Below are 25,936 nucleotides of genomic sequence, written 5' to 3'. Positions count from 1 at the left end.
CGCACCCTACTCGCCGGCACCGCACCCCCGACGCACCGCCCGACGCATGCCGGTCTGGGGCGGGGCTGCTCGCGGCCCGCGCCGCGCGGCGCCTGGTCCGCTGCCAGGCGCCTCGCGGACGCGCGCCTCAGGCTTTTACGGTGAAGCCGGCCCGCAGGAGGCTGTCATCGCGCGACGACGGGCCGACGAGCAGCTCGAAGGCGCCCGGTTCGATGATGCGGTTGCCCTCGGCGTCCACGAGCGTGCACGCCGCGGCCGGCAGGTCGATGAGGACCTCGCACGACTCGCCCGGGGCGATTGCCACCTGCTGATACGCCTTCAGCTCCTTGTCGGCCCAGGTCACCGAGGTGATCGTGTCGCTGACGTACACCTGCACGGTCTCCAGCGCGGGCCGGCCGCCGGTGTTGCGGACCGTGACGCGTGCGCGCAGCGTGTCGCTCGCCCCGAGGGCGGGCGTGAGCACCTCCAGGTCCGTGTAGGAGACGGTCGTGTAGCTCAGGCCCTCGCCGAACACGAACGCCGGACTCTGGGTGAGGTCGGCGTAACGAGTGCCGTGCTGGCCGCGCACCTGGTTGTAGTACGTGGGCTGCTGGCCGCTGTGGCGTGCGAAGGAGACCGGCAGGCGCCCCGAGGGTTCGACGAGGCCGAGAACGAGCTCGGCCACGGCCCGGCCGCCGAGCATGCCCGGGTTGAAGGCGTGCACGATCGCCGCCGCGCCGAGCGCGGAGGGCGGGAGCACCAGTGGTTTGGAGCTGATGACCACGACGACGAGCGGCTTGCCGGTCGCGGCGAGCGCGTCGAGCAGTGCGATCTGGCCGCCCACGAGCTCCAGGGTCGCGGTCGACCGCCCCTCGCCCACGAGCTCGATCCGGTCACCCACGACCGCGACGACGTAGTCGGCGGCCCGCGCCGCGGCGACGGCCTCGTCGATGAGGTCCGTGCGGGGGGCCGCGGGGACGACGATCTCGGGCCGGGGCTGCCCGTCGGGGAAGAAGGCGCCCTCGGGGTCGGGGCCGACAGTGAGGATGTCGGCGCCTCTGGCGTGCGAGACGGTCCAGCCGTCGGGGGCGTGGTCACGGAATCCGTCGAGTACGGTCTTGATCATCGCGCGCGGATGGCCGTCCGGCAGCCAGTCGGCCTGGCCGGAGGAACCGGCCCAGTCGCCGAGCTGGGTCTGCGGGTCGTCGGCGTTGGGCCCGACGACGGCCACCGTGCGTGGCGCGGAACTGGGACCTGCGACGGCGCGCCCCCGGGGGTCGGCCGCGGCCGAGCCGGTCAGGGGCAGGGTGCCGTCGTTGCTGAGCAGGACCAGCGACCGGCGGGCGGCTTCGAGGTTCAGCGCGGCGTGCTCCGCGCTGCCGATGACCTCGGCCTGCCGGCCGGGGTCCGGGCGGCGCGGGTTCTCGAAGAGGCCCAGCTCGAACTTGAGCGTCAGGACGCGGCTGACCGCCGCGTCGATCTCCGCTTCGTCGAGCGTGCCCTGCGCGACCGCCTCCTGTGCTCCGGCGAAGAACTTCGGCGTCGTCATCACCATGTCGTTGCCCGCGCGGACCGCCGCGGCGGCGGCCTGCGTGTAGTCCGCGTACACCTGCTGCTCCCACACCATGCGGCCGACGTTGTCCCAGTCGGTCACCAGGGTGCCGGTGTAGCCCCACTCGCCGCGCAGCACGTCGTTCAGCAGCCAGTTGTTCACCGTGATCGGTACGCCGTCCATGGACTGGTAGCCGAGCATGAACGTACGGCAGCCCTCGCGGGCGACGCGTTCGAACGGAGGCAGGAACCACGAGCGCAGTTTGCGCCGGGAGATGTCGGCCTCGCTCGCGTCCCGGCCGCCCTGCGTCTCGGAGTAGCCCGCGAAGTGCTTGGCGCACGCCAGGATCGCCGTCGGGTCGCTCAGTCCCTCGCCCTGGTAGCCGCGCACCATCGCCGAGGCGAGGTCGCCGATGAGGAAGGGGTCCTCGCCGAACGTCTCGCTCACCCGGCCCCAGCGCAGGTCCCGGGTGATGCACAGCACGGGGGAGAAGGTCCAGTGGACGCCGGTCGCCGCGACCTCGACAGCCGTCGCCCTGGCGATGCGCTCCACCAGCTCCGGATCCCACGTCGCGGCCATGCCGAGCTGGGTGGGGTAGATCGTGGCGCCCTCCCAGAAGGAGTGCCCGTGGATGCAGTCCTCCGCGACGAGCAGCGGGATGCGCAGGCGGGTCTGCTCGGTGAGCCGGGCCGCTTCGAGGACGCGTTCGGGAGAGGCGTGGAGGATCGATCCCGCGTACAGGTCCTCGATGAGGTGCCGCACCCCGTCCTTGGCGTTCAACTGGAGCATCTGGCCGACCTTCTCGGGCAGCGTCATACGGCTGAGGAGGTCGGCGACCCGCTCGGCGACGGGCAGCGCGGGGTCGAGATAGGGCGGGAAGGGGTCCACAAGAGGTCCTTTCACAACGTCGGTGACGTTCTCGTCGGGCGGATACCTGAATGGGGGGCGGGGACGGGCGGGCAGCCGGCCGGGCAACGGGCCTGCGGGACCGGTCCACGGAGCTGCTCACGGCGGGGGAACGCCGGGACCTGTTCCGGAGGCGCTCGCCGCAGAGCCCGGTGATCACTTCCGACGCGTCGGGTGGGACGGCGCGCTTCGGCCGCTCCGGTTCACCGTACGCTCAATACCGACCATGTGGTAAGTATTTTGGTCTGTGCGAATCTGGTCAGTGGGGCCGTCCGAAGAGACCGGGGAGTGTGACGAGTGACCGCCGAAGCGCGGCGTGGCTACGCGAAGGGCCGTGCGAAGCGAGTGGAGATCCTCGACCACGCCATGGCCATGTTCGGCGAGGTCGGCTACCGGGGCGCGTCCCTCCGGGTGATCGCGACCCGCTGCGGCATCTCGCACCCCGGGCTGCTGCACCACTTCCCGACCAAGGAATCGCTCCTGCTGGCGGTGCTCGAACACCGTGACGCGGTGGACGGCGAGTGGCTCGCGCTCGGCGGCCCCACCGGCGTCGACCAGCTGCGCCGGCTGGTCGATCTGGCCGCGCTGAACGCCACCCGCCGAGGGATCGTCGAGCTGTTCTCGGTGCTCGCCGCCGAAGCGACCTCGGCCGATCACCCCGCCCACGCGTACTTCGTGCGGCGCTACCGGACCTCGGTCGCGAGTACGGCACTCGCCTACGCACAGGCGCACGACGAGGGCGCGCTCCGAGCCGGCATCACGCCCGACGCGGCGGCGCAGCAGCTGATCGCCCTGATGGACGGACTTCAGGTGCAGTGGCTCCTCAGCGGCTGCACGACGGACATGGCAGGCGTGATGCGCGCGCACATCGAGGCACAGCTCACCGTGGCGTACTGAGCACGGAGGGAGCCGTCGCGGCCGATCGTCCGCCCGCTTCGTCGCACCGGTCTCTCTGGCCCTCGCCCGCCCGGCCGGATACCGTCCTTGAATGCCCGAGTTCGACCCACGCTCGCCCGCCTTCCTCGCCGATCCCTACCCCGCCTACGCCGAGCTGCGGGCCGGCGGCCGGGTGCACTACTACGAGCCGAGTGACCAGTGGCTCGTCCCGCACCACGCCGATGTCGCGGCGCTGCTGCGGGACCGGCGGCTCGGCCGGTCCTACGGGCACCGCTTCACCCACGAGGAGTTCGGGAAGACCGCGCCGCCGCCCGGCCACGAACCCTTCCACGAGCTGAACGACCAGGGGATGCTGGAGCTGGAGCCGCCGGACCACCCCCGTATCCGGCGCCTGGTGTCGAAAGCGTTCACCCCGCGTACGGTCGAACGGCTCGAACCGTACGTGCGGCGGCTCGCGGCCGAGCTGGTACGGCGGCTCGTGGAGCAGGGCGGGGGCGATCTGCTGACGGCCGTCGCCGAGCCGCTGCCGGTCGCCGTGATCGCCGAGATGCTGGGCGTCCCCGAGACGGACCGGCCACTGCTGCGGCCGTGGTCGGCGGCGATCTGCGGAATGTACGAGCTGAACCCGTCCGAGGAGACGGCCCGCCGCGCGGTCACCGCCTCCCTGGAATTCTCCGCGTATCTGCGCGAACTCATCGCGGTACGGCGGGAGAAGCCGGGTGAGGACCTGGTCTCGGGCCTCATCGCCGCCCACGACGACGGCGAGAAGCTGACCGAGGCCGAGATGGTCGCCACCTGCGCGCTGCTGCTGAACGCCGGGCACGAGGCGACGGTCAACGCCACCGTCAACGGCTGGCACGCGCTGTTCCGGCACCCCGGGCAGCTCGCCGCTCTGCGCGCGGACCGGGCCCTGCTGCCCACCGCCGTCGAGGAGTTGATGCGCTACGACACGCCCCTCCAGCTCTTCGAACGGTGGGTGCTCGACGCGATCGAGATCGGCGGCACCACTCTCCCGCGCGGCGCCGAGGTCGCGCTGCTCTTCGGCTCCGCCAACCACGACCCGGCGGCCTTCACCGCCCCTGCCACCCTGGATCTCTCCCGCCGCGACAACCCGCACATCTCCTTCAGCGCGGGCATCCACTACTGCATCGGCGCCCCGCTGGCCCGGATCGAACTGGCCGCGTCCATGACCGCGTTGCTGGACCTCGCCCCGGGGCTGCGCCCGGCGGCCGAGCCTCGCCGCAAGCCGAACTTCGTGATCAGGGGACTGGAGGGGCTGCCCGTCACGGTCTGAGGGGGAGCGCCTCAGCCGTCGCCGGGTGGTACGGCCCCGTCCGCCGCCGCCCTCGCGTCCAGCTTGGCCCGGAGCCGTTCGGCGTCCTTCTCGCGGTGCTGCGCCCGGTAGAGGTCCGTGGCCCGCTGCCAGCTCCTGCGGGCCAGGTCGGGCCGGCCGAGGCCGAGGTGGACATCACCCAGGTTGGCCAGGGTGTTGGCCTCCTCGTAGGTGTTGCCGAGGTCGTGGAACAGGTCCCGGGCGCGTTGGTAGTGAGCGAGTGCCTCGGCGTGGCGGCCGGCGGCGAGGGCGATGTAGCCGAGGCTGTCGAGGGTGCACGCCTCGCCGTCACGAAAGCCGTGCCGGCGGTGGATGGCGAGCCCTTCCTCACAGTGGGCCAGAGCCTGTTCGTAGTCACCGAGACGGGCCTCGTACCACCCCACCCCGTTGAGGGCGCTCGCCTCCATCAGCCGGTCGTCGCCCGTGCGGTGCAGCCGCAGCGCGTGCCGGACGTGCGCCAGAGCCTGCCGGTCGTCGCCCCGGCGGGCCCAGGCCCAGGCGACGACGTCATGGACGCGCGCCTGCTCGGCGGTGTCGCCGGCCTCCTCGGCCGAGTGGAGGGCCAGGCGCGCGTGTTCCAGCGCGTCGTCGTGGTCCCCGGCTCTGGCGCAGGCATGGGCCAGCCGCCGGTGCGCCCAGGCCCGTACGGACACCTCACCGAGCCGCTCGGCCGCGGCGAGGCCCGTCCGCCACAGCGCCATGTGGTCGTGCAGCCGGCCCTGCCGCCACATGAAGCCGTCCAGCACCCTGGCGAGTTGCCACACCGGGACGTCCCACCCCTGCTCGACGGCGAGCCGCTGCGCGGCGAGCAGACCGGCGTGCTCCGTGCGGAACCAGGCCATGACCGCCGTCTGGTCGGGCAGCGGCTGGGCCGTCGAGCCCTCGGCCGGCCGGCCGAGCTCCAGGGAGTGGTGATCGAACGGGCCCAGTATCCGGTCACCGGCGTACGCCGTGTGCAGGTAGAAATCCGTCAGACGCCGCAGAGCCTGACGGCGGGACTCCGCCGGCTGGTCGTCTCCGGCGCGCTCGGCGGCGTACAGGCGGACCAGATCGTGCAGTTGATAGCGGCCGGGTACCGGTTGCTGCACCAGATGTACGGTCTCCAGCTCCCGCAGTACCGCGCGGGTGGCGGCGGCCGCGCGCGCGACGAGACTGCCGGCCGCCGCCAGTCCGATCTCGGGTCCTGGGGCCAGCCCCAGCAGCCGGAACACCTCCGCCGTCCCGGGGGCGAGAGCGCGGTACGACACAGCGAAGACCGCGCGTACGTTGGCCGCCAGATCGCCCGCGTCCAGGGCGTCCAGCCGTGCCGACTGGTCCTGCAGCTCCTCGGCCAGTACGGCCAGGGGGAAATGCGGGTGAGCGGCCGCACGGGCTCCCACGATGCTGATCGCCAGGGGCAGCCCCGCACAGTGGTCCAGTAAGGCGGTGACGGCGCCGGGCTCGGCGCTCGCGCGGTTCTCGCCCACATGACGGCCCAACAGCTCGCGGGCCTCGGGGCCGGCCAGCCCGTCGAGCGTCATGAGGTGGGCCCCGTGGGCGGTCGCCAGCCCCGTCAGCCGTCGGCGGCTGGTGACCAGCACCGCGCAGGTGGCGCTGCCCGGCAGCAGCGCGGCCGCGTGCTCGGCGTCCGCCGCGTTGTCCAGCACGATCAGCATCCGTCTGTCCGCGACCAGACTCCGGTAGAGCCCGGTCTGAGCCTGCGGATCCACCGGCATGGCAGCGGATTCCACTCCCAGGGCATCGAGAAAGCCGCGTACCGCCACGGCGGGCGCGACGGGCTCGCCGGAAGGATCGAAACCGCGCAGATCGACATAGAGCTGCCCGTCGGGGAAACGGTCGAGGTTCTCGTGGGCCCAGTGCACGGCCAGCCAGGTCTTGCCGACCCCGCCGCTGCCGCCTATCGCGGAAATCATCATCGTCCCGCCCAGCTCACCGGGCAGGTCCACGGCTTTCGTGAGCTCGGCGAGTTGCTGATCCCGGCCGGTGAACCACCGTGGACAGGCGGGAAGCTGACGGGGCACCAGGACGGGCGGCGCGGTGGGCGGGGCGGTGGGCGGGGCGGACTTCGGGACGTCCAGCGCCGGGTCGCCGGTCAGGATCCGCTGATGGAGCTGGAGCAGTGGCGCTCCCGGATCGATACCGAGTTGACCGGCCAGGATCCGCTGGGTCCGCCGGTAGTGGGTCAGGGCGTCGGCGGAGCGCCCGTCCCGGTACAGGGTGAGCATGAGCTGACCGGCCAGCCGCTCGTCCAACGGGTGTTCCTCGGTACGGGCGACGAGGCCGGGCAGCAGCCCGCCGTGCCGCCCGCACCGTAACGCGATGTCGTTGCTGTCCAGCTCGGCCGAGAACCGCTCCCGCTCCAGGGTCTGGCGCAGATCGCGGAACCACGGGCTGTCGACGGTGGCGAACGGCTCTCCCCGCCACAGCCCCAGCGCCTGTTCCATCAGCGCCGCCGCCCGCTCGTCGTCGGCGGCGCGGGCTCGGACGACCAGAGCGCGGAATCGGTGCAGATCCACCGTCTCCGGGTCGGTCTCCAGCACATAGCCACCGGGCTGTCGCACGATCCGTACGTCCTCGGCGGCGGCCAGCGCCCGGCGCAGATGGGAGAGATAGCCGTACAGCGTTCCTCTGGCCCGCTGCGCGGCGCGGTCCCCCCACACGCGGTCGATGAGCTGGTCGACCGGTACCGCCCGATTGGCGTCCACGGCCAGTGCCGCCAGCACACAGCGCTGCCGGGTGTGGCCCATATCCGCCGGACGGCCGTTGACACTGGCCTCCATCGCGCCGAGTAGGCGGAACTCCACCGTCACCCTGTCCACCCCCCGAGTGGAACTCAAACTAACCCGCGGGTGGTGGGGACGGGGATGCATTCGGCTGATCCGGTCCTCGGTCCCCGCGACCTCCTCGGCGGCTCCGACCGGGCGATTCAAGGTTCGTCCAAGGTCTGTCCATGGCCACTCGCGCAGAGTCGTGGCCGCGGCGCTCCTCCGGGAACGGCGACCGCACTCGTGAATCAACTCAAGGGAGATGGTTTTCCGTGGACGCAGAGCAGCCGGTATACGAGGCCCCGATGCTCGTCGAGGTCGGCGACTTCACCGAACTGACCCGTATCACCGCCAACGGCGGCTACTACGACAATCCCTTCTGGGACCAGTACTGGTTCTAGGCCCAGGGAAGAACAGGCCGGCGCGGGGATTCCCCCGCGCCGGCCCGGCGCGGGAGAGGTGACATGGTATTTGTGATCCTTCCAGATCAGCCGGCGGGAACCGCGATCGAAGCGCGGCTGCCGGACTCCGAAAAGACCCACCTGCTGTCGCACGCTTCCGGCCGGCCATGGATCGCGGGAAGCTGGTCGGAGCGGGACGTGGTGGCCGCTTCGGCCGGGGACAACGCGGTGGCGGTCTTCGGCTCTCCGACGGTGTCCGCCGAGAGGCTGGCCGGGAAGATCGGTGCCGTGCGGACTGTCCATGACATGGACGTGCTGGCACGATCACTGCCGGGTTGCTTCCATCTGATCGTGTCGATCGGCGGCCGCGTGGGGGCGCGGGGGAGCCTTTCGACGGCGCGTCAGATATTCCACGGCTCCGTCGACGGCGTGACCGTGGCCGCCGACCGGCCACAGGCGGTGGCCGCGCTGACGGGTGCCGGCGTGGACGAAGAGCTGCTGGCACTGCAACTGCTGACGCCGTACGGTCCGCCCTGGCCCCTGAACGACCGATGCGTATGGCGGGGGGTTCGGGCTCTCACCCTCGGACACCGTCTGGAGATCGGCAGGGACGGCAGGAGCCGCACTTCCCGCTCCTGGACGCCGCCGGCCGCGGAGGTTCCCCTGACCGCGGGACGTGCCGTCCTGCGACAGGCTCTGGAGACCGCGGTGGACGCGCGTACGGCGGGGGGCGGCATCGTCAGCGCGGACCTGTCCGGCGGCAAGGACTCGACGAGCCTGTGCTTTCTCGCCGCGCGGAACGATGTCCCGCTGGTGACCGTGCACCTGGAGTCGTCAGACCCCGCGAACGAAGACCGCATATGGGCCGCCCGCAGCCGGGAGAAGCTGCCGAAGGCCCAGCATCTGATCGTCCCGATGGAAAGCACACCGGGAAAGTTCGCCGAATCGACGACGCGGCACGAAGAGGACATCGAATCGCCGACGTCCTTGGTCTGCCGGCCGATGCTGGAACATGTCGCCCAGCTCGTCTCCAGCCACGGTTCGGCGGTTCACCTGCAAGGCATCGGCTCCGACGAACTCTTTCTTCCCAGTGTGATGTCCACGCACGCGCTCGCGCGCAGCCGGCCGCTGAGCGCGTTCAGGAACGTGCGGGAACTGAAGTCGATGCGCCGCTGGACGTGGCTGACCACCGCACGCAATCTGCTGCGCGGCCCGACCTATCCGCAGTGGCTGGGCACCGTCGCCGACACCATCACGGCGGACCGGGCCTGGGGCGCGGAAGTCGACTGGGAGATAGCGCCGAGGATGCCTCCGTGGGCGACAGCGGATGCCGTGGACGCGGTGCGCCGTCTCCTCCGCGAGGCCGCCGCCGAGTCCCCCGAGCCCCTCGCCCCGCTGCCCGTGCATCACGAGATGCTGCGGCTGACGCAGATCAACGGCGGTGCCGTCCGTGGCACCGCCCGGATCGGCGAGCGGTACGGGGTGTCGTTCCAGGCTCCGTTCATGGACGACCGGGTGATCGAGGCGGCGATGTCCATCCGGCTGGAGGACCGTACGGAACCGGAAAGGGTCAAACCCGTGCTCGCCGCCGCGCTGCGCGGTGTGGTGCCGGACGACCTGCTCGACCGGCGGAGCAAGGCCGACGCCAGTCCGGAGCTGTACATCGGTCTGCGCCGGCACCGGCGACGTCTGACGGAACTGTTCGACGACTCGTACCTCGCGCGGCTCGGCCTCGTCGACGTCGACGGCATCCGGACCGTCGTCGGCGGTCTGCACATGGACGTCAGACCCCTCGCGCCCCTGGAGAGAACGCTCGCCAACGAACGGTGGCTCCGCTCGCTGCCCTCCGCCGCCCGGCCCGCCGGAACCCACCACGTACCCCGATCCGCCCGAGGAGCATCATGACGTTCGCCCTGGCCCCTCATGTCACCATCACGGGGACCGACCACGGGATGGTGCTGCTCAACGAGCGCACCGGCCGCTACTGGCAGATGAACGACACGGGCGCGCTGGTCCTGCGGTGCCTGCTGGAGGGCGGGACCGTCGAGTCGGCGGTGGCGGCCCTGCGCGAGCGTTTCCCCGACGCGGCGCAGAACACGACCGGCGACGTGGAGCGCGTGATCGCCGCACTGCGCGTCGCGAAGGTGGTCACCCCATGACCGGCAGGTCGCTGACGCTCGAGACGTCCGCCGCGCTGCCGTGGCGCTCGCGTCCGGCCGTGTGGTGCGCGGTCGGTGCGGCCCGGCTGCTGACATGTCTGGCGCCGCTGCGCCTGCGTCAGGTGCTGGAATTCGTCCGGCGTGGGGCCCGTCCCGCGACCGAGGCGGAGACCCTCCGCGCCCGCCAGGCGGTCGTGGCGGTCAGCGTGCCGTGCGCCGGGCCGCGATGCCTGCAACGTTCGATAGCCGGCGCGCTCCTGTGCCGGATGAGGGGTACGTGGCCCGACTGGTGCACCGGCGTACGGACACAGCCGTTCCAGGCCCACGCGTGGCTGGCGGTGAACGGCAAGCCCATTGGGGAGAACGCCCGCGACGTCCGGTACTTCCACGTCCTCATGACCGTGCCGAGCCTGCGATGAAGCCGAGGCAGCGGGGACCGGGAGGGCCACCGCGGGCAGGGACTCGGCGCCAATCGCCCGGGGCTGCGTGGCCGCGTACGCCCGCGGACGCGGGGGAGGCCGACGGCGGCGTCCCCGCCCCGTTGCCCGCCCGGGACACCTGGCGGGCGCTGCGCGCCCACATCCGGCCGCACCGCGCCGTGATCGCCGTCGGCGGCCTGCTGGGCCTGGCCGGCGCGGCCATGGGCCTGGCCCAGCCGCTGGCGGCGAAAGCACTGGTCGACGCTCTCAGCAAAGGCGAGTCGATCGCCGGGGTGCTGATCCTGCTGACCGTTCTGGTCCTGCTGGGCGGCGCGGTCGCCACGCTCGGGCAGTACCTCTTGGAGCGCACGGCGGAATCGGTCGTGCTCGCCGCGCGTCGGCAGCTGGTGGTCCGTCTCCTGCGGCTACGCCTCCCCGAGATGGACCGGACCCAGCCGGGGGACCTGATGTCCCGTGTCATCGCGGACACCACGCTCCTGCGGCAGGCCACCACCCAGTCGCTGGTCTCCGCCGTCATCGGCAGTCTCACGCTGCTCGCCACCCTCGTGCTCATGGGGGTGCTGGACGTCGTCCTGCTCAGTGTCTCCCTGGCCGCGGTCGTGCTGATCGGCGGATCCGTGGTGCTGGTGATGCCGCGCATCGCGCAGGCCACCCAGCAGGTGCAGGGGGCCGTGGGAATCATGGCCTCGGTGCTGGAGCGGGCCTTCGGAGCCTTCCGTACCATCAAGGCCGCGGGAGCGGAACAGCGTGAGGCCTCGGCCGTCGAGGTGGCGGCCCGCGCGGCGTGGCGGCACGGGGTGAGAGTCGCCAAGCTCCAGTCCCTGGCCTCGTCGGCGGCCGGGCTGGCGGTCCAAGTCGCCTTTCTCGCCGTGCTGGGCGTCGGAGGAGCACGCGTGGCCTCCGGGGCCATCGGGGTGTCGACGCTGGTCGCGTTCCTGCTCCTGCTCTTCCAGTTGGTCAGCCCGGTCTCCCGGCTGGTGCAGGCCGTGTCCCAGTACCAGGTGGGTTCCGGCGCGGTGGCCCGGATCGCTCAGGTCCAGGGGCTGGCCACCGAACCGGCACAGTACGTGGACACCCGGCCCCGCGGCCGTCCCGCGGCGGTGGAGTTCCAGGGCGTTCGATTCCGCTACCGCGCCGGCCTGCCCGAGGTGCACCGAGGCATCTCCTTCCGTGTCGACGGCGCCGGGACGACCGCGTTCGTCGGTCCGTCAGGGGCGGGCAAGACCACGGTCTTCGGGCTGATCGAGCGGTTCTACGAAGCCACGGGCGGCCGGGTCCTGATCGACGGCACGGACGTGCGCGACTGGCCCCTGGGCGACCTGCGCGCGGCGATCGGTTATGTCGAGCAGGACGCCCCTCTGCTGGCCGGCACCCTGCGCGAGAACATCGTCTTCGCCGCCCGTGACGCCACGGAGGACGACATCCGCGAGGTGCTGGTACGTACTCGGCTCGACGCGCTCGTGGACGGCCTGCCCGACGGCCTGGACACGCCGGTGGGGCATCGCGGCAGCACGCTGTCCGGCGGGGAACGCCAGCGCGTGGCCATCGCGCGTGCCCTGTTGCGCCGGCCGCGGCTCCTCCTCCTCGACGAGGCGACCTCACAGCTCGACGCCGCGAACGAACGCGCGCTGCGTGATGTTGTCGCGGACACCGCCCTCGACACCACTGTCCTTGTCGTCGCACACCGCCTGTCCACCGTGACCGCCGCCGACCGCATCGTGGTCCTGGACGCCGGACGGGTCCGGGCCATCGGCACCCACGAGGAGCTGTTCGCCTCGGATCCGCTGTACGCGGGCTTGGCAGCCGCTCAGCTCCTCACCGCGACGCCCGTGCGCTAGATGTCTTGTCGGGCCGATCTTCGCGGACCCGCGACGCGTTCATTGGGCTCGTACAGGTTCGTCGTCCATACTGCCTGTCGTGGAGCAGCGCATAGATCCCAATATCCAGCCCGAGCATGCCGTTGGGACAGATCCGGCGTACGTCCCCGGCCTCATCCCCCGTCGTCCTGACGGGACGGAGGAGACGGACCCGGAGCAGGCCGAGCGGCTGACGCCCGACGGTGATGGCCCCGACGGTGATGTCCCCCGAGACGCCCCTCCCGAGCGTGCCCTCGCGGAGGAGCCCGACCCCGGCCCCGAGGAGGAAACAGCTCCCGGCACGGCGGAGGAGGGAGCGGACGGCCCCGTTTTCGAGGTCAGCGACCGCCGCGCCTCGATCACCGCGGACCGGGAAGGCGTCCGGTTCCGGCTGGACGATCAGGAAGCCGAGTTCCGGTGGGACGAGATCGGCGCGGTCGAGGTCGAGTCCGCCCGGTTCGGAAAGCGGTTCACGGTCACGGTCCACGTGTCGACCCGCCGGTGGTTCTACGCCGAGGTCGACGCGGCGGCCAGGAGCGATCTCAAGGAGTGGACGGCGGAACTCGACGCGGTCCTGGATGTCTACTTCGAGGGCGCCTGACCCGGGTGGGTCGGTAAACGTCCACGATCCCGGCCCTCGCGGTGATACCCGCGAGGGCCGGGCCTGCTGAGGAATCCGTATGAGCCACATGCCGGGCACGGTCAGGTCCGTCCGCGCCATGCTCTTCGTCGTGGGCGCGCTGAACATCGGCGCCGCCGGGTGGTTCACGGTGGCCGCCGCCACCTTCGAGACCGGCGCACTGGGTCTGCCGGTCGTGGTTCTGCTCCTGCTCGCGGCGCTCCTGTTGGGGACGCTGGCCGTGGCCGCGGTCGTCATCGCGGCGAAGTTCACGAACGGCGGCAACGGCGCCCGCGCCGGCGCGGTGGCCGTCGGCTACCTGATCGCTGTCGGCTGCGCGGTGGGCGTGATGACGCACCGCGGCGTATGGGGCGTCGGTGTCGCGGCCGGCGCGCTCATGATCGTCCTCTCGGCCGGGCAGGACAGCAGGGCCTGGTTCGACCGTGACAGGACGCGCCGACCGTAACGGCGGCTATTTCTCCGAGATCTTCGGCCGCACCATTTCTTCACAGACTCGATCACTTTCTGATGGGTGATCGAGTGGTTTTCTATTTTCCACCCAAACGCCGCAACGCGACTAAGAGTGCGTCAAAACCGGTGGCCAGAGCGCTGCTTGCTGGACTGATGCTTGACAAGTCTAGACCAATGCCAGTTCAATCCGAACGGAAGATTGGCGTGTGGCGGCGTATATGCGTCATTACCAGTTCTCTACATCCAGTGGTTCGAACCCGAGTCGCAGTCAATGACGTGAAGGGAAAAATCCAGTAGAGATGAAACGAAACTCGTTCAGGGGTCTCACGCTTGTCCGTTCCGCCGTCACGCTGGCCGTGGCGGCGCTCGTCTCCGTCCTGGTCACCGTGCCCGCCTCGGCCGCCGACCCGGTCGGCACCATCTCCGGTCTCGCCGGCAAGTGCGTGGATGTCGCCGCGGGCAGCAACGCCAACGGAACACCGGTTCAGCTCTACGACTGCAACGGCTCCGGCGCCCAGCAGTGGACCGTCGCCGCTGACGGCACACTGCGCGCGCTGGGCAAGTGTCTCGACGTCACCGATCGCGGCACCGCCAACGGATCGACCGTCCAGCTCTGGGACTGCGGTGGGGGCGCCAACCAGAAGTGGGTCGTCTCCGCCGCCAACGACATCGTCAACCCGGCGGCCGACAAGTGCCTGGACGTGTCGGGCAACAGCTCCGCCAACGGCACCCGGCTGCAGCTCTGGACCTGCACCGGAGCCGCCAACCAGAAGTGGAACGCGCCGAAGGGCGGCGGCACGTCGCCGGGCGGCTTCGTCGTCAGCGAGGCTCAGTTCAACCAGATGTTCCCGAGCCGGAACTCCTTCTACTCCTACAGTGGTCTGGTAGCCGCCCTGGGCGCCTATCCCGGCTTCGCCAAGACGGGCAGTGACACCGTCAAGAAGCAGGAGGCGGCGGCCTTCCTGGCCAACGTCAACCACGAGACCGGCGGGCTCGTGTACGTCGTGGAGCAGAACACCGCGAACTACCCCCACTACTGCGACCCGAACCAGTCGTACGGCTGCCCGGCCGGCCAGGCCGCGTACTACGGCCGCGGTCCGATCCAGCTGAGCTGGAACTTCAACTACAAGGCCGCGGGCGACGCGCTCGGCATCGACCTGCTGCGCAACCCCTGGCTCGTCCAGAACGACTCCTCGGTGGCCTGGAAGACCGGGCTCTGGTACTGGAACACCCAGAACGGTCCCGGCACGATGACGCCGCACAACGCCATGGTCAACGGAGCGGGCTTCGGCCAGACGATCCGTAGCATCAACGGCTCGCTGGAGTGCGACGGCAGGAACCCCGCCCAGGTGCAGAGCCGTATCAACGCCTATCAGCGGTTCGTACAGATCCTGGGTACCACCCCGGGCAACAATCTGAGCTGCTGACGTTCTTCTCGCTCGGTTATCGCTCGCTTCTCGCTCGCTGGCGCGCAGCCCCGAAGCCCGGGGCTGCGCGCTCGCGCGTTTGCCGGACCGGCAAGGTTTCTTGCGCCCGCCGTGGCCGCGACCGAATGATCGTGGCGGAGGTGGTCGCGATGGACGCGAAGCATCGGTTGGTGGAGGTTCCGGGCGGTCGGATCCACCTGGTGGAACAGGGCACAGGACCACTGGTCCTCATGGTCCATGGATTCCCGGAGTCCTGGTATTCCTGGCGCCATCAGCTTCCGGCGCTCGCCGCGGCGGGCTTCCGTGCGGTCGCCATCGATGTGCGCGGCTACGGACGCTCGTCGAAGCCCCACGAGGTTGAGGCGTACCGGATGCTGGCGCATGTCGCTGACAACGTCGGAGTCGTGCATGCCCTCGGCGAAGAGACCGCGACGATCGTGGGCCACGACTGGGGCTCTCCGATCGCCGCCAATACGGCGCTGCTCAGACCCGACATCTTCACCGCTGTAGCGCTGCTCAGCGTTCCCTACACACCGCGGAACGGTTACCGGCCCACCGACGCCTTCGCCCAGGTCGGCGGGGCCGAGGAGTTCTACGTCAGCTACTTCCAGACGCCCGGCAGGGCCGAGGCGGAGATCGAGGCCGACGTCCGGGCGTGGCTGGCGGGCTTCTACGCCGGGCTCTCGGGCGACACGATGCCACCGGCCGATCAGGACAGCCTCTTCTTCGTCCCGGCGGGAGGAAAACTCTCCGGCCGATTCCCCGGTGACACCCTGCCCGGCTGGCTCACCGAGACGGACCTCGACGTCTACGCGCACGAGTTCGAGCGGACCGGCCTGGCCGGAGCGCTGAACCGCTACCGCAACGTCGACCGGGACTGGGAAGATCTCGCCGCCTGGGACGGGGCCCCGGTCACCCAGCGTTCGCTGTTCATCGGCGGGGAGCTCGACGCCTCCACCACCTGGATGGCCGACGCCATCGCGGCCCACCCCGCCACGCTTCCCGGCCTGGTCTCCTCGCACATCCTCGAAGGCTGCGGGCACTGGGTGCAGCAGGAGCGCGCCGACGAGGTCAACCGGCTCCTGCTCGACTGGCTGGGCTGAGCCCGGCCGGGCGGCCGATTCTGGGTGACTGGCCCCGCCGCGCCGACGGGATTAGATTGGTTGATGTCAAGCAAGTAACTCCCGATGGGAGTGATGCTCCGTGCGAAGGACAGCCCCGGAGCCGGCCGCAGGACGGCCTGACAGCGACCGTGGGCCGGGACCGCGCTACAAGTGGGTCGCCCTGTCCAACACCACGCTGGGTGTCCTGATCGCGACGATCAATATGTCGATCATGCTGATCGCGCTGCCCGACATCTTCCGCGGCATCGGCGTCGATCCCCTCCAGCCCGGCAACACCAGCCTGCTGCTGTGGCTGATCATGAGCTATCTGGTGGTCACCGCCGTGCTCGTGGTCAGCTTCGGCAGACTCGGTGACATGTACGGCCGGGTCCGCATGTACAACATGGGGTTCGCGGTCTTCACCGTATTCTCGGTGCTGCTCTCGGTGACCTGGATGCACGGTACGGCGGCCGCTCTGTGGCTGATCGGCATGCGGGTGCTGCAAGGCGTCGGCGGGGCGATGCTGCTGGCGAACTCCAACGCCATCCTGACCGACGCCTTCCCGGCCCGTCAGCGCGGTCTCGCGCTGGGGCTGAACCAGGTGGCGGGCATCGCCGGATCCTTCATCGGACTGGTCCTCGGGGGACTGCTCGGCCCGGTCAACTGGCATCTGGTCTTCCTGGTGTCCGTACCGTTCGGCCTGTTCGGCACGGTGTGGGCGTACGTGAAACTGCGCGACACCGGGGTCCGCGCGCCCGCCCGGCTGGACTGGTGGGGCAATCTCACCTTCGCCGTCGGCCTGATCGCCGTGCTGTCCGGCATCACGTACGGCATCCAGCCCTACGGCGGCCACACCATGGGCTGGACCAATCCGTTGGTGATCGCCGCGATCGTCGGCGGGCTGGCGATGCTGGCGGTCTTCTGCGTGGTCGAGACCAGAGTCGCCGAACCGATGTTCCATCTGGCGCTGTTCAAGATCCGCGCGTTCACCGCCGGGAACGTGGCCAGCTTTCTGGCGGCGCTGGGACGCGGCGGCCTGCTGTTCATCCTGATCATCTGGCTGCAAGGCATCTGGCTGCCGCTGCACGGCTACAGCTTCGAGCGGACCCCTCTGTGGGCCGGTATCTACATGCTGCCGCTGACCATCGGATTCCTGATCGCGGGGCCGTTCTCCGGCTGGGCCTCCGACCGGTTCGGCGCCCGGACCTTCGCCACCGGCGGCATGCTGCTGGCGGCCGCCACCTTCCTGGCCCTGGAGGAACTGCCGGTCGACTTCGGCTATCCGGCGTTCGCCCTCATCCTGCTGTTCAACGGGCTCGCCATGGGCCTGTTCGCCTCGCCCAACCGGGCGGCCATCATGAACAGCCTCCCACCGGACCAGCGCGGAGTGGGCGCCGGGATCAGCACCACCTTCCAGAACTCCGCCACGGTGCTGTCCATCGGCATCTTCTTCTCCCTGATGATCGCGGGCCTCGCCGGCGCGCTGCCCGCCGCTCTCACCCATGGCCTGACCGCGCAGGGGGTGCCCGCCGCCGACGCCGCCAGGGTCGCCGCCCTCCCACCGGTCGGCGTGCTGTTCGCCTCGCTCCTGGGATACAACCCGGTCCGGACCCTGCTCGGCCCCCATGTGCTCGCGCAGCTGCCCGCCGGTCACGCCGACTACCTCACAGGGCGCGGCTTCTTCCCGGCGTTGATCTCTCAGCCGTTCTCCGACGGACTGTCCGTCGCCTTCGACTTCGCCATCGCCGCCTGTCTGGTCGCGGCCTTCGCCTCGCTGCTCCGCGGCCGCCGCTACATCCACGGGGACCGGCCCGGAGCCAAGGCGGCGACATCCGTCGCCGGACATCCGGCGCCCGCTGCACCTCCGCCGCCGTCCCCGTCGCCGCGGGCCTCCTCGGCCCCCCGGCCGTCCGCGCCCCCGCCGCCACCCCGTTCCAAGGGGCCGTGATGACCGCCCCCGACCCCGGCTGCCCGGAGCCCGCCGACATCGCCGGACGGCTCCGTACGGCGATCCAGCACCTGCTGCCCGTACTGCGGGCCGGGAGCGTCCGCGGCGACCTCACGCCCAGCCGGCAGGCCGCGCTCGCCGCGCTCGCGGATCATGGGCCGCTGCGCATCAGCGATCTCGCCGCGCACATGGGAATCGCCCTGTCCACCGTCTCCCGCATGGTGGATCTGCTGGACGGCTCGGGATGGATCGAACGCAACCCCGATCCGCAGGACCAGCGGGCCTGCCTGATCGCCCTCAGCGACACCGGCCGGACCCTGCTGGACACCGTGCGCCGCGAGGCCGCCGCCCGCCTCGCCGAGCAGGTCACCCGGCTGACCCCGGAGGAGCAGCGCTCCCTGTACGCCGCGCTGCCTGCGCTGGAGGCCCTGTCCGAGCAGGCGGCGAGACATTCGTGATCAACACGCCCTAGACCCAGCCGAGCTTCGCCGCCTTCACCCCCAGCTCGAACCGGCTGGAGGCGTCCAACCGGGTCAGGAGGTCGGCGACCATGCGACGTTCGGTCCGCACGGACACGCCCAGCTCCCGGGCGACGGCTTCGTCTTTGTCCCCGTTGGCCAGCATGCGAAGCAACTCCCTCTCCTGCAAGGAGATTTCGCCGGGATGGATATCGGACGGCTCTTCGAGCGGCTCCGCGTCCTTCCAGTACGCCTCGAAGAGCGCGAGCAGCGCACGGACCACCGGAGCGCTGCGCATGAGGATCGCCGTGGGCTGCGCCGACATCACCTCACCCGGGATGACGGCGACCTCCCGGTCCACGATGAGCAGGCGCAGCGGGAGGGTCGGGGCGAGACGGACTTCGCTGCCGCACCAACGGGTCTGCCGCACGTACTCGAAGGTCGCCCGGTCCTTGCTGATGCTCTGCAGATAGAGGCTGCGGAACTTCACGCCCCGCTGCATGGCCTGCTCGTTGAGCGGCTGCCCGGCCTCCATCGCCTCGGCGGGGAGCGCGCCGCCCGGGAGGAAGGACAGCACCTCCTCCACGCATTGACTGGCCAGTGCCTCCAGATGAGTGCGGATCCGGTCCATTCCCCGCAGGAGTTCTATCCCCTGAAAGCCCGAACCGCTCTCGAACGTGGAGAATTCGGCGGCGAGCACATTGAGAGTGGCATGTGTCTGAGCAATTCGTTCCTGACGCGCCGCCAGTTCGGCTTTCTCGCGCTGGACGAGTAATTCGAGACCGATCTCCGGACTCACCGCCCGGATGACGTCCGGCTCTTCCCACGAGGGGCGGAGCATGGAAAGGGCGATGAGCCGGTCCACGGAGGCCTGCACCTGCGCGGGACTTACCCCGAGCCGTTCCGCGAGCCGCTCACGGCCGTGTTCGTGGTGCAGCAGCACCGCCCGGTAGACGGCGAGATCGGCCGCGTCCAATTCCACTGCCTCGGACATACAGCGCATCCCCCGGATTGCCACCGCCGCGTAGTGTTCGCTTGCCTGGCGGTATCTTCTCACACGCTCCAGACCCGTAACCGCCGTGAATCGGACAGGCCGGTTTCCGATGCGGTAGCCGTTCTCCGCGCTCGAAGATCGAGTCTTTGCAGGAATCTGCATGGCATGCGCCTGCAGGGCGCGGTGTCTTACCCCGGTCCGTTTCTCGGTGCTTGGCTTCCCCGTCAAGAAGTAATCACCACCCGTAGTCCCCAGGGGGAGCTATGAACCATGTCCGTAACCGGTGTACGAGATCCGGGGCCGCGGCCGGCCTCGCCGTCGTGATGCTGCTCGGCGCGCACATGACGCTCGGCCCGGACGTCTCCGAGCCGACGGGACAGAGCACTCGGGCCGGCGGTGACGACTTCACCTGGCCCGCACCGCCGAAGCCCGTAGAGCCCGGCTCCACCGGTGCTTGATCAGCTGACCGAGCCGGCCCGTGAAGTGGCCCTGGTGGTGGGAAGCGACGGCCCCGTGAGCCGGATCGTCTGCCGCCGGCTCGCCGCCGAGGGAATCACCACGGCCGTCGCGGGCCCTTCGGCGCAGCGGACCGCGCTCTACGGCAAGGCACTGGCCGATGAGCGGATACGCGCCCTGCCCTACCAGGTGGATCCGGGGGAGTGGGACAGCATCGATCAGCTCGTCACGGACGTCGTCGCCGACCTCGGGCGCCTCGATGTCCTGGTCAACCTCACCGCAGCGACGCCGCGTTCCGATACGGCGACGGAGTGGAGCCGGGTACTGAACGTCAATCTGGCCGGCGCGTACCGGCTGGGGCGGGCGGCCGCGCGGGCGATGGCCGGCGCGGGCCGGCCCGGCCGCATCGTCGTGCTGACCCCCGGTGAACGCCCGGGCGGCGAGGGGGGACCGGCGGCCGGGGTGTCGGCCGCCGGTGTCGCCTCGCTGGTGGCGGACTGGGCACGGCTCGTGCCGTCGCCCCGTATCACCGTCAATGCCGTGGCGCCGGAGCCCGCCGCCGACCCGGACAGCGTCGCCTCGGCCATCCTGCTTCTGCTGCGCACGGACGCGCGGAGCGTCACCGGCCAGTCGGTCACGGTGCCCGGCCCCGACGTACTCCGGTGAGAGCCGCCCTCCCTGTCGGTCATGGCCTGTGGAACTACGGCGGCTTCCTGATGGACGGTACGTACCGGAGCCTCCAACTGCCCACGGGGACCGTGACGCTGATGCTCGTCTTCGCCGGTAGCTTCCGGCTGACCGACGCGGCGGAGCGCGGGCCGACGCGTTCGTACGTCTCCTACGTGGCGGGTCCGCGCAGCGAGGCCATGGTGTGTGAACACGACGGCCCGGTGTACGGGGTGCGGGTGACCCTCGTGCCCTGGGCCGCGTACACCCTCCTCGGCATCCCGATGGACGGGCTCGCCAACACCGTCGTCGACGCCACGGAGCTGCTCGGCACGCGCGCCGGGCAGCTGGCCCGCACACTGGAGTCGGCGTCCTCGTGGGAAGAGCGGTTCGCCCTGCTCGACGGGGCGTTGTGGCAGTGGATGGCGCACGGTCCCGAACACGCGCCCACGGTGGAGCGGGCCTGGCAGCGGCTCGACCACAGCGCCGGCGCGGTCGCCGTCAGCGGACTCGCCCGCGACATGGGCTGGTGCCAGAGGCAGTTGGAGCGGCGGTTCCGGGAGCAGGTGGGCCTGCCGCTCAAGGCGGTCGCGCGGGTCATGCGCCTGCAACGCACGCTGCGTCTGCTCATCGAGGGCCGGCGAGCTTCCGAGGTGGCGGCCGAGGCCGGCTACCACGACCAGGCCCATCTCAGCCGGGAGTTCAAGGCGATGACAGGACGGACGCCACGCCTGTTCCTCGCCCATGAGGCAGCGGTTCTCCGGAATTCTGGTATGGGCCGCGCCGAGGGCCGCATCACCGGTTTCCCGCTGCCCTGCCGCGCCTCCTAGGTCGGTTTTCTACAAGACCGGGGCGGGGCGCGGCAGCAATACTCAGGCCAAGGGAATCCGCGGAAAGGGAATCTCCGAGAAGAGAATCCGTGAAAGGGAATCCCCGTTCTGTCCCGGTCGGTCAAAGGAGTTGGACATGCTCAAGAGGCTCGAAACAATGGGTGCGCGGATGCTCGAGCGGCTGGTGCCGAGCGCTGACGCCTCGGCCGCGTCGGCGGCCTGCGGCTGGAAGTACTTCGCGCAGTGCATGGAGTGCCCCAACTACGGCGCGTGCCGCGGCTACTGCTGCGACGGCTCCGGCTGCTCCGAGGTCCGGTGCTCGTAGCGGACCCCCGGACTGTGCCGTCGCGGCGATCGTGACGGCATGTCCACCTCCGCGCGGCTCTTCCGCGCGTGTCGCCCGGTGGCGGTGCGTCCGCCACCGGGCCCGGCGGCTCCTCGCGAACCGCTGTGGCGAAGGGGCCGCCCCCGAGCTTCCGTCCGGACCCCGAGGAGTACGCGGTGCTGTATCTGGCGCTGGGAATACGCTGTCTGATCGGCGGCGTGTTCCTGGTCTCCTTCCTCACAAAGATCAGCGGGCGCAGGGCATTCGACCAGTTCACCGCGTCGGTGCACGGTATGAGGGTGCTGCCGGCCGCACTCGCGCGGCCGGTGGCGGCGTCCGTCGTGGCCGCCGAGTTCGCGGTCTGCGCGCTGCTCGCCACCCCGGCGCGGCCGGCGGCGCCGGCCGGACTGCTGATCGCCGCCGGGCTGCTGGCGGCGTTCACGATCGGCATCGCCCGTGCGGTCAACCGCGGTGCGCGGGAACCCTGCCGGTGCTTCGGCGCGTCCCGGGTTCCGCTCGGCCCCCGGCACCTGGCCCGCAACTCCGTACTCACGCTGTGCGCCGTGCTCGGTGCGGCGGCCGGCCTCGGCACCGGTCCTGTGCACGCCGGCGGGGTGAGTGTGGCCGTGGTTGCCGGTCTGCTGCTGGCCTGGCTGGTGATCGCTTCCGACACCATTCTCGACCTCTTCCAGCCCCTCCCCAAGAACGCGGGACACCGTATTCCTCCCGCCCCGAACGTCACGGAGACGTCATGGTTTTCCTGATCGCGGCAGTGGTCCTCGTAGGCCTGGTGGCCCTGGCGGACCTGATTCTCACCCTCGGCGTGGTCAAGCGACTGCGCGAGCACACCGAAATGCTGGCGGGCGCCGGTGGAATGCCGGTCACCATCGCCGTCGGCGAGAAAGTCGGCGATTTCACCGCGGTCACGATCGACGGGGAAACGGTGAACTCCGACCGGGTGGAGCCGGATTCACTGGTGGCTTTCTTCTCGCCCACCTGTCAGCCGTGCAAGGAGAAGCTGCCGAAGTTCGTCGCGCACGCGCGGACGCTGCCCGGCGGGCGGGACCAGGTCCTGGCCGTCGTGGTGGGCGGTATCGACGAGGCCTCGGAGTTCACCACCCAGCTCTCCCCGGTGGCACGGGTGCTGGTCGAGGACCGCGAAGGTCCGCTGCACACCGCCTTCCAGACCGCCGCGTACCCGACGCTGCTGCGGGTGTCGGCCCATGACGACGGCGGGCTCATGGTCGCCGCCAACGAGGTGCGGCTGGACCACCCGGCCGTGGCACTGGCATGAGCGATGTCCGCCCCGGCCCCCTGGTCCGGCGTGTTCTCGCGGCGTGTTCCCTCGCCGTCGCGGCGGCGCCCGGCACCCTGGCGCTGTACACCGTGCTGACGCTGGCCGCGGGTGGACTGCCGGTGGCGACCGCCTGGTTGACCAAGGAGCTCCTGGACGGCCTGGTCGGCGACGCGGCGACGGAGACCCTGGTCGCGGTGGGCGCCGGACTCGCGGGCATGGGGGTCATGGCCGCCGTGGTGCCCCAGCTGACGCAGTACCTGAGGTCCGAGATGGACCGCGAGGCGGGCCTGCTCGCCCAGGACCGGCTGTTCAGAGCGGTGGACGGACTGGCCGGCCTCGGCCGCTTCGAGGATCCGCGGTTCCTGGACCATCTGCGGATCGCCCAGCAAGCGGGCAGGACGAGCCCCAACCAGACCGTGGACGGCCTTCTGGGAGTGGCGCGTTCGGTGATCACGCTCTCCGGATTCACGGCTTCGCTGCTTCTGCTCAGCCCCCTCATGGCCGTACTGGTACTGCTGTCCGGCATGCCGACGCTCGCGGCCGAGATCGCGCTGTCGCGCCGCCGGGCGCGGGTGTTCTGGGACATCGGGCCCTCGGAGCGGCGGGAGTTCTTCTACACCTCACTGCTGTCCAGCGTGGAGGCCGCGAAAGAGATCCGGCTGTTCGGCACCGGCGCCTTTCTGCGCGGACGCATGCTCACCGAACGCCGGGCGTCGAACGCCGCGAAGCGCGGGCTGGACCGGCGCGAGCTGGTCACACAGGCCGGACTCGGCTTCCTCACCGCCCTGCTCGCGGGAGGCGGCCTGCTGTGGGCGGTGCACGCCGCACGGACCGGGACGCTCACGATCGGCGGCATCGTGATCCTCATCGCCGCGATCGGCGGCGTGCAGACCGGCCTCGCCGGCCTCGCCCATGAGGCCGCCCGCTCGCACCAGGCACTGCTGATGTTCCATCACTACGTCGTCGTCACCACTGCGGGCCCGGACTTCACGGCGCCCACGTCACCGCGACCCCTGCCCGCCCTGCGCGACGGCCTGACCCTGCGCGACGTATGGTTCCGCTACTCCGACAGCCACCCGTGGGTACTGCGCGGCGTCGATCTGCACATCCCGCACGGCAAGGCCATGGCGCTCGTAGGACTCAACGGAGCCGGTAAGTCCACGCTGGTCAAACTCATCTGCCGCCTCTACGACCCCACCCGAGGCGCGATCCTCTGGGACGGCGTGGACATCCGGCACACCGACGTCAAGGAGATACGGGAGCGCATCAGTGTCGTCTTCCAGGACTACATGGAATACGACATGACGGCTGCCGAGAACATCGCCCTCGGTGACCTGGCGGCCCTCTCCGACACCGGACGCGTACACACGGCGGCGAGAAGAGCCGGAATCCACGACACGGTGGCCGCACTCCCGCGCGGTTACGACACGCTCCTGTCACGCATGTTCTTCATGGAGACGACCGAGACCCGCCCCCAGTCCGATTCCGACTCCGATTCAGACTCCAATTCAGACTCCGACTCGGACTCCGGAGCGGGCGTCGTGCTGTCGGGCGGTCAGTGGCAGCGGCTCGCCCTCGCCCGCGCGCTCCTTCGTGACCGGCGCGAGCTGATGATCCTCGACGAACCCTCCGCCGGTCTCGACGCCGAGGCCGAGCAGGAGATCCACACCGCGCTGAGGCGGTACCGCGCGGGACGGACCAGCCTGCTCATCTCGCACCGGCTCAGCGCCGTACGCGAGGCCGACACCATCGTCGTCCTGCGCGAAGGCCGGATCGTCGAGCAGGGCGGTCATACGGCCCTGATGGCGGCGCGGGGTGCGTACGCGCATCTCTTCACGCTGCAGGCGTCCGGTTACCAATTCGCCGCCCCCGCCGAGCTCCCGGCCCCGGCGGCGACGCCATGACCGCCGCCCTTCCACGGGCGCGGGCGTCCCGCCCGGCCGGCCGGCTCCTGCCACTCGCCGCGGCCGCGCTCGGCGCCGGCGCGGTGCTCCACGCTCTGCTGAGACGCCGCCTGGTCGTGGTGACCGTCCGCGGGGCCAGCATGGAGCCGGTCTACCACGACGGCGACCGCGTCCTCGTCCACCGGCAGCCGCTGCTCGTACCGGGAGAGGTCGTCGTGGTGGAACGCCCCGTGGCGGACGCCACGCGCTTCGTTCCGCCCCCGCCGCTCCCGAAGTCCTCCGGCGAGGTCGCCGGCCGCCACTGGATGATCAAACGCATCGCCGCAGTCCCGGGCACCCCGGTCCCCGGGACCGGCTTCCCGGCCCTGGCCGGTACCGGCGGCCGGCTGATCCCGCCGGGCAGACTGATCCTGACCGGCGACAACGCGGCCAAGAGCCTCGACTCCCGGCAGCTGGGCTTCTTCCCCACGGACCGCGTGCTGGGAACCGTCGTGCGGCGCCTCCCGCCGTCCACGAGGGCGTCCTGACCGGGCGGGGGAAGGGTTACGCGCCGGCGGGGCGGGCGCGCACGTGCATGCGTTCGCCCTGCCGTCCGAACAGGCTGAGGAATTCGACCGGCTCCGGTCCCGCGCCGGCCCAGGCGTGTGGGGTGCGGGTGTCGAACTCGGCGACTTCCCCGGGGGTGAGGACGAGGTCGTGCTCGCCCAGGACCAGCCGCAGCCGGCCGGCCAGGACATAGAGCCACTCGTAGCCCTCGTGGACCCGCTGCTCCAGCTCCCCGGATCCGCCCTGTCCGCCGGGGATGATCTGCTTGTAGGCGTGCAGCCCGCCGAGGTGGCGGGTCAGGGGCATGAACGTCATTCCGTGGCGGGTGAAGGGGCGCAGATGGACGCGCGGGTCGCCGGTCGCCGGCGCGTCCACCAGTTCGTCCAGCTGCACGCCGTACGCCTTCGCCAGGGGCAGGAGCAGCTCCAGGGTGGGTTTGCGCCGGCCGGACTCCAGACGCGAGAGCGTGCTGAGGGAGATCCCGGTCGCTTCGCTCAGCTGGGCAAGGGTGCTGCCGCGATCCCGGCGCAGGGCCCGCAGGCGCGGGCCCACGGCGGTCAGGACGGTCGAGAAGTCATCGTCTGCCATCCCTCCATTTGCCGTC

At 70.8% G+C, this 25,936-nt stretch carries 25 protein-coding genes; 21 read left to right on the top strand and 4 right to left on the bottom strand.

The genetic code is table 11. The features are described 5' to 3' along the window. Positions 1 to 127 precede the first annotated feature (127 nt). Positions 128 to 2,419, bottom strand: a complete 2,292-nt coding sequence (locus ACZ6MZ_RS13000; RefSeq protein ID WP_469351630.1) for an exo-beta-d-1,3/1,6-glucosidase — start codon at positions 2,417 to 2,419, stop codon at positions 128 to 130. Positions 2,420 to 2,734: 315 nt separating this feature from the next. On the opposite strand from ACZ6MZ_RS13000, the gene ACZ6MZ_RS12995 reads away from it, so the two are divergent. Next, positions 2,735 to 3,334, top strand: coding sequence for a TetR/AcrR family transcriptional regulator (locus ACZ6MZ_RS12995; RefSeq protein WP_469351628.1), 600 nt, complete (start codon positions 2,735 to 2,737; stop codon positions 3,332 to 3,334). 91 nt (positions 3,335 to 3,425) lie between these two features. Beyond that, complete coding sequence (locus ACZ6MZ_RS12990; protein ID WP_469351626.1) at positions 3,426 to 4,628, top strand: cytochrome P450; 1,203 nt, start codon at positions 3,426 to 3,428, stop codon at positions 4,626 to 4,628. An 11-nt stretch (positions 4,629 to 4,639) separates the two neighbouring features. Here ACZ6MZ_RS12990 and ACZ6MZ_RS12985 read toward each other — a convergent pair whose 3' ends face one another. Next, entirely contained in the window at positions 4,640 to 7,486 is a 2,847-nt protein-coding gene (locus tag ACZ6MZ_RS12985; RefSeq protein WP_469351624.1) for an AfsR/SARP family transcriptional regulator, read from the bottom strand. Between the two features lie 218 nt (positions 7,487 to 7,704). Between ACZ6MZ_RS12985 and ACZ6MZ_RS12980 the strand changes: the two genes are divergently transcribed. The 11 genes from ACZ6MZ_RS12980 (at position 7,705) to ACZ6MZ_RS12930 (ending at position 18,314) form a co-directional block, all read left to right on the top strand. Then, positions 7,705 to 7,833 (top strand): lasso RiPP family leader peptide-containing protein, encoded by a 129-nt coding sequence (locus ACZ6MZ_RS12980; RefSeq protein ID WP_384186863.1) that lies wholly within the window; start codon positions 7,705 to 7,707, stop codon positions 7,831 to 7,833. Positions 7,834 to 7,896: 63 nt separating this feature from the next. After that, positions 7,897 to 9,738: an asparagine synthase-related protein gene (locus ACZ6MZ_RS12975; RefSeq protein WP_469351622.1), complete on the top strand. Its 1,842-nt coding sequence runs from the start codon at positions 7,897 to 7,899 to the stop codon at positions 9,736 to 9,738. Then, the gene (locus ACZ6MZ_RS12970) at positions 9,735 to 9,992 is read left to right on the top strand and encodes a lasso peptide biosynthesis PqqD family chaperone (RefSeq protein WP_389786598.1); all 258 of its coding nucleotides are present in this window, start codon (positions 9,735 to 9,737) and stop codon (positions 9,990 to 9,992) included. Before ACZ6MZ_RS12975 ends, ACZ6MZ_RS12970 begins: the two co-directional genes overlap by 4 nt. Next, the gene (locus tag ACZ6MZ_RS12965; protein ID WP_384186856.1) at positions 9,989 to 10,411 is read left to right on the top strand and encodes a lasso peptide biosynthesis B2 protein; all 423 of its coding nucleotides are present in this window, start codon (positions 9,989 to 9,991) and stop codon (positions 10,409 to 10,411) included. Before ACZ6MZ_RS12970 ends, ACZ6MZ_RS12965 begins: the two co-directional genes overlap by 4 nt. After that, positions 10,408 to 12,270: an ABC transporter ATP-binding protein gene (locus tag ACZ6MZ_RS12960; protein WP_469351620.1), complete on the top strand. Its 1,863-nt coding sequence runs from the start codon at positions 10,408 to 10,410 to the stop codon at positions 12,268 to 12,270. Before ACZ6MZ_RS12965 ends, ACZ6MZ_RS12960 begins: the two co-directional genes overlap by 4 nt. Before the next feature lie 79 nt (positions 12,271 to 12,349). After that, positions 12,350 to 12,889, top strand: a complete 540-nt coding sequence (locus ACZ6MZ_RS12955; RefSeq protein WP_384186850.1) for a hypothetical protein — start codon at positions 12,350 to 12,352, stop codon at positions 12,887 to 12,889. Positions 12,890 to 12,968: 79 nt separating this feature from the next. Beyond that, a complete protein-coding gene (locus ACZ6MZ_RS12950; protein ID WP_469351617.1) occupies positions 12,969 to 13,373 on the top strand; it encodes a hypothetical protein in 405 nt (134 codons plus the stop codon). Positions 13,374 to 13,677: 304 nt separating this feature from the next. Further along, positions 13,678 to 14,805 (top strand): glycoside hydrolase family 19 protein, encoded by a 1,128-nt coding sequence (locus ACZ6MZ_RS12945; protein ID WP_469351615.1) that lies wholly within the window; start codon positions 13,678 to 13,680, stop codon positions 14,803 to 14,805. 149 nt (positions 14,806 to 14,954) lie between these two features. Then, positions 14,955 to 15,908, top strand: a complete 954-nt coding sequence (locus tag ACZ6MZ_RS12940; protein WP_469351614.1) for an alpha/beta fold hydrolase — start codon at positions 14,955 to 14,957, stop codon at positions 15,906 to 15,908. Between the two features lie 100 nt (positions 15,909 to 16,008). Further along, positions 16,009 to 17,856 (top strand): MFS transporter, encoded by a 1,848-nt coding sequence (locus ACZ6MZ_RS12935; protein ID WP_469351612.1) that lies wholly within the window; start codon positions 16,009 to 16,011, stop codon positions 17,854 to 17,856. Continuing rightward, positions 17,856 to 18,314, top strand: coding sequence for a MarR family winged helix-turn-helix transcriptional regulator (locus ACZ6MZ_RS12930; protein WP_469351610.1), 459 nt, complete (start codon positions 17,856 to 17,858; stop codon positions 18,312 to 18,314). The genes ACZ6MZ_RS12935 and ACZ6MZ_RS12930 overlap by 1 nt, the downstream gene beginning before the upstream one ends. A gap of 10 nt (positions 18,315 to 18,324) precedes the next feature. Here the strand turns inward: ACZ6MZ_RS12930 and ACZ6MZ_RS12925 are convergent, their stop codons facing one another. After that, entirely contained in the window at positions 18,325 to 19,308 is a 984-nt protein-coding gene (locus ACZ6MZ_RS12925) for a LuxR C-terminal-related transcriptional regulator (protein WP_389786615.1), read from the bottom strand. Between the two features lie 263 nt (positions 19,309 to 19,571). Here ACZ6MZ_RS12925 and ACZ6MZ_RS12920 point away from each other — a divergent pair, with 263 nt between their 5' ends. From ACZ6MZ_RS12920 to ACZ6MZ_RS12885, 8 genes are all read left to right on the top strand, one after another. Continuing rightward, positions 19,572 to 19,766 (top strand): hypothetical protein, encoded by a 195-nt coding sequence (locus tag ACZ6MZ_RS12920; RefSeq protein WP_389786618.1) that lies wholly within the window; start codon positions 19,572 to 19,574, stop codon positions 19,764 to 19,766. Next, a complete protein-coding gene (locus ACZ6MZ_RS12915; protein ID WP_469351608.1) occupies positions 19,759 to 20,430 on the top strand; it encodes an SDR family NAD(P)-dependent oxidoreductase in 672 nt (223 codons plus the stop codon). Before ACZ6MZ_RS12920 ends, ACZ6MZ_RS12915 begins: the two co-directional genes overlap by 8 nt. Continuing rightward, complete coding sequence (locus ACZ6MZ_RS12910; RefSeq protein WP_469351607.1) at positions 20,427 to 21,260, top strand: helix-turn-helix domain-containing protein; 834 nt, start codon at positions 20,427 to 20,429, stop codon at positions 21,258 to 21,260. Before ACZ6MZ_RS12915 ends, ACZ6MZ_RS12910 begins: the two co-directional genes overlap by 4 nt. Before the next feature lie 136 nt (positions 21,261 to 21,396). After that, complete coding sequence (locus ACZ6MZ_RS12905) at positions 21,397 to 21,585, top strand: hypothetical protein (RefSeq protein ID WP_389786626.1); 189 nt, start codon at positions 21,397 to 21,399, stop codon at positions 21,583 to 21,585. Positions 21,586 to 21,710: 125 nt separating this feature from the next. Continuing rightward, positions 21,711 to 22,349 (top strand): MauE/DoxX family redox-associated membrane protein, encoded by a 639-nt coding sequence (locus ACZ6MZ_RS12900; protein ID WP_469351604.1) that lies wholly within the window; start codon positions 21,711 to 21,713, stop codon positions 22,347 to 22,349. Further along, the gene (locus tag ACZ6MZ_RS12895) at positions 22,337 to 22,879 is read left to right on the top strand and encodes a redoxin domain-containing protein (RefSeq protein WP_389786632.1); all 543 of its coding nucleotides are present in this window, start codon (positions 22,337 to 22,339) and stop codon (positions 22,877 to 22,879) included. The genes ACZ6MZ_RS12900 and ACZ6MZ_RS12895 overlap by 13 nt, the downstream gene beginning before the upstream one ends. Next, positions 22,876 to 24,786, top strand: coding sequence for an ABC transporter ATP-binding protein (locus ACZ6MZ_RS12890; protein WP_469351603.1), 1,911 nt, complete (start codon positions 22,876 to 22,878; stop codon positions 24,784 to 24,786). The genes ACZ6MZ_RS12895 and ACZ6MZ_RS12890 overlap by 4 nt, the downstream gene beginning before the upstream one ends. Continuing rightward, entirely contained in the window at positions 24,783 to 25,313 is a 531-nt protein-coding gene (locus ACZ6MZ_RS12885; RefSeq protein WP_469351601.1) for a S26 family signal peptidase, read from the top strand. Before ACZ6MZ_RS12890 ends, ACZ6MZ_RS12885 begins: the two co-directional genes overlap by 4 nt. Before the next feature lie 16 nt (positions 25,314 to 25,329). Here the strand turns inward: ACZ6MZ_RS12885 and ACZ6MZ_RS12880 are convergent, their stop codons facing one another. Next, positions 25,330 to 25,920, bottom strand: coding sequence for a helix-turn-helix domain-containing protein (locus ACZ6MZ_RS12880; RefSeq protein ID WP_469351598.1), 591 nt, complete (start codon positions 25,918 to 25,920; stop codon positions 25,330 to 25,332). Positions 25,921 to 25,936 lie beyond the last annotated feature (16 nt).

The sequence above is a fragment of the Streptomyces sp. NPDC042201 genome (assembly GCF_055582185.1).
This window is presented reverse-complemented; position numbering and strand designations above follow the sequence as displayed.

What these genes read in the sequence shown, in the direction of transcription:
- ACZ6MZ_RS12990 (WP_469351626.1), top strand. Translation starts at nt 3,426, where the DNA reads ATGCCCGAGTTCGACCCACGCTCGCCCGCCTTCCTCGCCGATCCCTAC.
- ACZ6MZ_RS12975 (WP_469351622.1), top strand. Translation starts at nt 7,897, where the DNA reads ATGGTATTTGTGATCCTTCCAGATCAGCCGGCGGGAACCGCGATCGAA.
- ACZ6MZ_RS12970 (WP_389786598.1), top strand. Translation starts at nt 9,735, where the DNA reads ATGACGTTCGCCCTGGCCCCTCATGTCACCATCACGGGGACCGACCAC.
- ACZ6MZ_RS12965 (WP_384186856.1), top strand. Translation starts at nt 9,989, where the DNA reads ATGACCGGCAGGTCGCTGACGCTCGAGACGTCCGCCGCGCTGCCGTGG.
- ACZ6MZ_RS12960 (WP_469351620.1), top strand. Translation starts at nt 10,408, where the DNA reads ATGAAGCCGAGGCAGCGGGGACCGGGAGGGCCACCGCGGGCAGGGACT.
- ACZ6MZ_RS12950 (WP_469351617.1), top strand. Translation starts at nt 12,969, where the DNA reads ATGAGCCACATGCCGGGCACGGTCAGGTCCGTCCGCGCCATGCTCTTC.
- ACZ6MZ_RS12945 (WP_469351615.1), top strand. Translation starts at nt 13,678, where the DNA reads ATGAAACGAAACTCGTTCAGGGGTCTCACGCTTGTCCGTTCCGCCGTC.
- ACZ6MZ_RS12940 (WP_469351614.1), top strand. Translation starts at nt 14,955, where the DNA reads ATGGACGCGAAGCATCGGTTGGTGGAGGTTCCGGGCGGTCGGATCCAC.
- ACZ6MZ_RS12930 (WP_469351610.1), top strand. Translation starts at nt 17,856, where the DNA reads ATGACCGCCCCCGACCCCGGCTGCCCGGAGCCCGCCGACATCGCCGGA.
- ACZ6MZ_RS12925 (WP_389786615.1), bottom strand. Translation starts at nt 19,308, where the DNA reads ATGTCCGAGGCAGTGGAATTGGACGCGGCCGATCTCGCCGTCTACCGG.
- ACZ6MZ_RS12920 (WP_389786618.1), top strand. Translation starts at nt 19,572, where the DNA reads ATGAACCATGTCCGTAACCGGTGTACGAGATCCGGGGCCGCGGCCGGC.
- ACZ6MZ_RS12905 (WP_389786626.1), top strand. Translation starts at nt 21,397, where the DNA reads ATGCTCAAGAGGCTCGAAACAATGGGTGCGCGGATGCTCGAGCGGCTG.
- ACZ6MZ_RS12895 (WP_389786632.1), top strand. Translation starts at nt 22,337, where the DNA reads ATGGTTTTCCTGATCGCGGCAGTGGTCCTCGTAGGCCTGGTGGCCCTG.
- ACZ6MZ_RS12890 (WP_469351603.1), top strand. Translation starts at nt 22,876, where the DNA reads ATGAGCGATGTCCGCCCCGGCCCCCTGGTCCGGCGTGTTCTCGCGGCG.
- ACZ6MZ_RS12885 (WP_469351601.1), top strand. Translation starts at nt 24,783, where the DNA reads ATGACCGCCGCCCTTCCACGGGCGCGGGCGTCCCGCCCGGCCGGCCGG.
- ACZ6MZ_RS12880 (WP_469351598.1), bottom strand. Translation starts at nt 25,920, where the DNA reads ATGGCAGACGATGACTTCTCGACCGTCCTGACCGCCGTGGGCCCGCGC.